6 protein-coding genes are annotated in these 4098 nt (G+C 60.6%); all 6 read right to left on the bottom strand.

Annotation, left to right across the window (positions count from 1 at the left end; genetic code table 11):
- On the bottom strand, positions 1-802 hold an 802-nt coding region (era, locus tag WBF74_RS06210; protein ID WP_424436793.1), incomplete at its 3' end, for a GTPase Era.
- A 35-nt stretch (positions 803-837) separates the two neighbouring features.
- Positions 838-1512, bottom strand: a complete 675-nt coding sequence (gene rnc / locus WBF74_RS06205; protein WP_424436790.1) for a ribonuclease III — start codon at positions 1510-1512, stop codon at positions 838-840.
- The gene (lepB, locus tag WBF74_RS06200; RefSeq protein ID WP_424436796.1) at positions 1500-2258 is read right to left on the bottom strand and encodes a signal peptidase I; all 759 of its coding nucleotides are present in this window, start codon (positions 2256-2258) and stop codon (positions 1500-1502) included. The genes rnc and lepB overlap by 13 nt, the downstream gene beginning before the upstream one ends.
- A gap of 80 nt (positions 2259-2338) precedes the next feature.
- Positions 2339-2743, bottom strand: a complete 405-nt coding sequence (gene acpS / locus WBF74_RS06195) for a holo-ACP synthase (RefSeq protein ID WP_424436787.1) — start codon at positions 2741-2743, stop codon at positions 2339-2341.
- Positions 2740-3531 (bottom strand): pyridoxine 5'-phosphate synthase, encoded by a 792-nt coding sequence (locus WBF74_RS06190; RefSeq protein ID WP_424436784.1) that lies wholly within the window; start codon positions 3529-3531, stop codon positions 2740-2742. The genes acpS and WBF74_RS06190 overlap by 4 nt, the downstream gene beginning before the upstream one ends.
- A gap of 29 nt (positions 3532-3560) precedes the next feature.
- The gene (gene pyrE / locus WBF74_RS06185) at positions 3561-4097 is read right to left on the bottom strand and encodes an orotate phosphoribosyltransferase (RefSeq protein ID WP_424436781.1); all 537 of its coding nucleotides are present in this window, start codon (positions 4095-4097) and stop codon (positions 3561-3563) included.
- Position 4098: the final 1 nt, after the last annotated feature.

Below are 4098 nucleotides of genomic sequence, written 5' to 3'. Positions count from 1 at the left end.
GCCCCACCTTCTTGATCGTCTGCCCGCCCTTGCCGAGCGCGATTTTCTTCTGGCTTTCGCGCTCCAGAAAAATGACCTGCGCAATGCGGATAGAACCATCCTTGCGGTTTTCCCACTCCTCCGTTTCCACGGTTAGCGAATAGGGAAGCTCATCGTGAAGCCGCAGGAACAGCTTCTCGCGCGTAACCTCCGCCGCGAGAGAGCGCAGCGGCACATCTGCTGCTTGATCTTCCGGGTAATGCCACGGCCCGAACGGCATCTCGCCTGCAAGAAAACGGCGTAGATCATCAACACCGCTTCCCGTCAGCGCCGAGATCATGAAGGTGCGTTCGAAAAGATTTGTCTCATTGAGACGCGCCGCGAGCTTCAGCAGCTTTTCGCGATTTGCGGTATCAACCTTGTTGAGAACGAGAACGGCCTTGCGGTTCTGCGTTTTCAGCCCTTCGATGATCCGCTCCAGATCCTCCGCACGCTCATACTCGGCATCGACCAGCAGCAGCACCACATCCGCATCGCCCGCGCCGCCCCACGCCGCCTCGACCATCGCCTTGTCGAGCCGCCGCTTGGGCTTGAAAATGCCGGGTGTATCCACAAAGACGATCTGCGTGTTGCCTTCCATCGCAATGCCGCGAATGCGGGCGCGCGTCGTCTGCACCTTATGCGTGACGATGGCAACCTTGGAGCCGACAAGCTGATTGAGCAGCGTCGATTTACCCGCATTCGGTGCGCCAATAATGGCGACAAAGCCGCAACGGGTCTCGCCTGCGCCCTGCTTGTGCTCCTGCTTTTCTGTGTCAGCCATGTCCGCCTTGATACTCTTCAATTGATTATCTGATGTCACTGTGACCACACGCCAAGCTTTTCCAGCATGGCCTGTGCGGCGGCCTGCTCGGCCTGGCGCTTGGAACTTCCCTTGGCCCGCAAGGGCGCTTCCTTGCCCGCCTGCACCTCGACGGTGAACTCCGGCGCATGATCCGGGCCTGTACGACCTGTCAGGCTGTAGCTCGGCACGGAATGTCCGCGCGCCTGCGCCCATTCCTGAAGGGCAGTCTTGGCATCCTGCTGCACCTTGCCGGATTTCTCGACGAGATGCACCCATTCCGCTTCGATGAAGCGGCGCGCCACCTCAAGCCCGCCATCAAGATAGAGCGCCGCGATAACCGCCTCGCACACATCACCCAGAATGGCGGGCTTCTTTCGCCCGCCTGCCTTCTCCTCGCCGCTTCCCATGATGACGTGATCGCCAAGGCCGATCCGCCCGGCCACATTCGCACAGGCTTCCTTGCGCACCAATGCGTTGTAGCGAATGGCCAGTTCCCCTTCATCCGCCTGCGGAAAAAGATCGAGCAGCCAGCGCGCGACAACCAGTCCGAGAACCCGGTCGCCCAGAAACTCGAAACGCTGGTAGTTACCCGTCCCCGCACTCGGATGCGTCAGCGCGCGAGCGAGAAGCCCTGTATCGGCAAACTTGTGCCCCAACCGCTTCTGAAGAGAGGCGCTCACTCGACCCATTTGCCAAGTCGATCCCAGCGTATGGCGGAAGGCCATTTCCAGATTTGCCAGAGCGCGGCACTCCCATCCACCGAGAAGAATATGATCTCCGCCCGGCCAATCAGATTTTCGAAGGGCACATAGCCGACGGACTCCGCGACTCGGCTGTCGCTCGAATTGTCGCGATTGTCGCCCATCATGAAGTAATGGCCTTCGGGCACATGATAAACGCCCGTATTGTCGCCTGCGCTGTCACGCATGCGATCAAGCGTGAAATAGGAAACGCCGTTCGGCAGCGTCTCTCGGTATCGCGGCACGCGGCGCACATTGCCCATCACATCGCGCTCGATGAAATCCTCGACCCGCACGCGCGGCACTTCGCGATCATTGATATAAAGAACACCGCCGCGCATCTGCACCGTGTCTCCGGGCAGACCGATCACGCGCTTGATGAAGTCGGTGCGGTTATCGATGGGCTGCTTGAAGACGGCAATGTCACCTCGCTCCGGCTCCACCCCCGCAAGGCGGCCGCTGAAAAGCGGCGGGCTGAAAGGCAGCGAGTGCCTGGAATAGCCATAGCTGTATTTGGAGACGAAGAGATAGTCGCCAATCAGCAGCGTGGATTCCATCGAGCTTGAGGGAATGAAAAAGGGCTGAAACAGAAAGGCGCGAATGACCAACGCAATCAGAAGCGCATAGCCAATGGTCCGCACATTCTCGGACAACGAGCCACCCCGCAGCTTTCGTGCATTCTCGCTCATTGTCATTTTCCCGTCTTTCGTCATGCCCCGATTACTCCCCTGCACGCCCTGCGGACCATACCATAAGGCAGGGCCGCGCCGCCCCCTTACAATGTTTCCGGCACCGCTGAAATGATGACGAAAGCCTGTGCCAATGGATGGTCGTCCGTAATGGTCAGATGAATGACCGGTTTCATCCCCGGCGGCGTGATCTCTTCAAGCCGGGCGAGCGCCCCGCCTGTCAGCGCCATGGTAGGCTGCCCGCCCCGCATGTTGACGACCCCCATATCCCGCCAGAAAACGCCCCCCCGCAGCCCCGTGCCAAGCGCCTTGGAACAGGCTTCCTTGGCGGCGAAACGCTTGGCATAGGACGCGGCTCTCAGCCGCCGTCCCTCGGACTTGCGCTGTTCTATATCGGTGAAGATGCGCTGCACGAACCGGTCGCCAAAGCGCTCCAGCGTCTGCTCGACACGCCTGATGTCGATGATGTCGTTGCCGATACCAAGGATCATTGCGCACCCTTCTTCGGCTCCGCCGCAGCGCCCGCCCGCGCCTTGTCCATGGCTTCGCGCATCAGCCGGATGCTCTCGGCAAGCCCGACAAAGATCGCTTCGCCGATCAGGAAATGGCCGATATTGAGTTCGGCAAGCTCCGGTATCGCAGCTACCGGCCCCACCGTCTCGAAGGTGAGCCCGTGGCCCGCATGAACTTCCAGCCCGAGCGCCGCGCCATCCCGCGCCGCAATGCGCAACCGCTCCAGCTCCGCATCACGCTTTGCATGCTGCTTCTCAAGAATGGCATCGCAATAGGCGCCCGTATGCAGTTCCACAACAGGCGCACCAAGCGAGCGCGCCGCCTCAAGCTGACGTTTCTCCGCATTGATGAAAAGCGAAACGCGAATGCCCGCATCGCTCAGCCGCTCAATGATAGGCGCAAGGTGATTGTGAAGCCCTGCCGCATCAAGCCCGCCTTCCGTCGTCACTTCCTCGCGCCGCTCCGGCACGATGCAACAGGCATGGGGCTTGTGGCGCAGCGCGATGTCCAGCATCTCTGGTGTGGCGGCCATTTCGAGGTTGAGCGGCAGGCCGATCTCCTCCATCAGCCGCGCAATGTCGCCGTCGCGGATGTGACGACGGTCCTCGCGCAGATGCGCGGTGATACCATCCGCCCCTGCTTCGGCGGCAAGTTTTGCTGCCCGCACAGGATCAGGATGGTCATTCCCCCGCGCATTCCGGATCGTGGCCACATGGTCGATATTCACACCAAGGCGTAAATGGCCGAAGCCGCCGGTTCTGGTCATATGGGCGCCTCCATTTCTCTTTTCGCGCCTTATGCGAGATGGCGACTGCCGGGCTTTACTGCGGGCAACGCCTGAAGTTCCTTGGGCAGCTTGTCAGCCGGATAGGCCGGAATGGCAATCCGTGCCAGTGAGATGAGCTTCGTGCCCACCTTCGCCTTGCCGCCCGAACGGTCAATGAGACACGCCGCCGCGACAACTTTCGCTCCGGTCTGCTTGATCGCCTCAATGCATTCACGCGAGGAAAGGCCCGTCGTCACGATGTCTTCCACCATCACGACGCGCATTCCCTTTTCAAGGTGAAAGCCGCGCCGCAGCGAGAACTCGCCATTCTCGCGCTCGACATACATGGCCGGCACCTTCATATGGCGTGCTGTTTCATAGCCCGGAATGATGCCGCCCACCGCGGGAGAAACGATCGCATCAATCGGCCCCTTCACCTCTTCGGTGATCTTCGCAGCCAGTGCCTTGCAGAGCTTCGCTGTCCGCGCGGGGTTCATGAAGACAAGCGCCTTCTGCAGAAAGACCGGGCTGTGCAGCCCGGACGAAAGGATGAAATGCCCCCTCAGC

It is taken from the genome of Parvibaculum sp. (assembly GCF_049672805.1).
Classification (GTDB): domain Bacteria; phylum Pseudomonadota; class Alphaproteobacteria; order Parvibaculales; family Parvibaculaceae; genus Parvibaculum.
This window is presented reverse-complemented; position numbering and strand designations above follow the sequence as displayed.

Coding starts and splice junctions, on each gene's coding strand:
- rnc (WP_424436790.1), bottom strand. CDS start 1,512: ATGGGTCGAGTGAGCGCCTCTCTTCAGAAGCGGTTGGGGCACAAGTTT.
- lepB (WP_424436796.1), bottom strand. CDS start 2,258: ATGACAATGAGCGAGAATGCACGAAAGCTGCGGGGTGGCTCGTTGTCC.
- acpS (WP_424436787.1), bottom strand. CDS start 2,743: ATGATCCTTGGTATCGGCAACGACATCATCGACATCAGGCGTGTCGAG.
- WBF74_RS06190 (WP_424436784.1), bottom strand. CDS start 3,531: ATGACCAGAACCGGCGGCTTCGGCCATTTACGCCTTGGTGTGAATATC.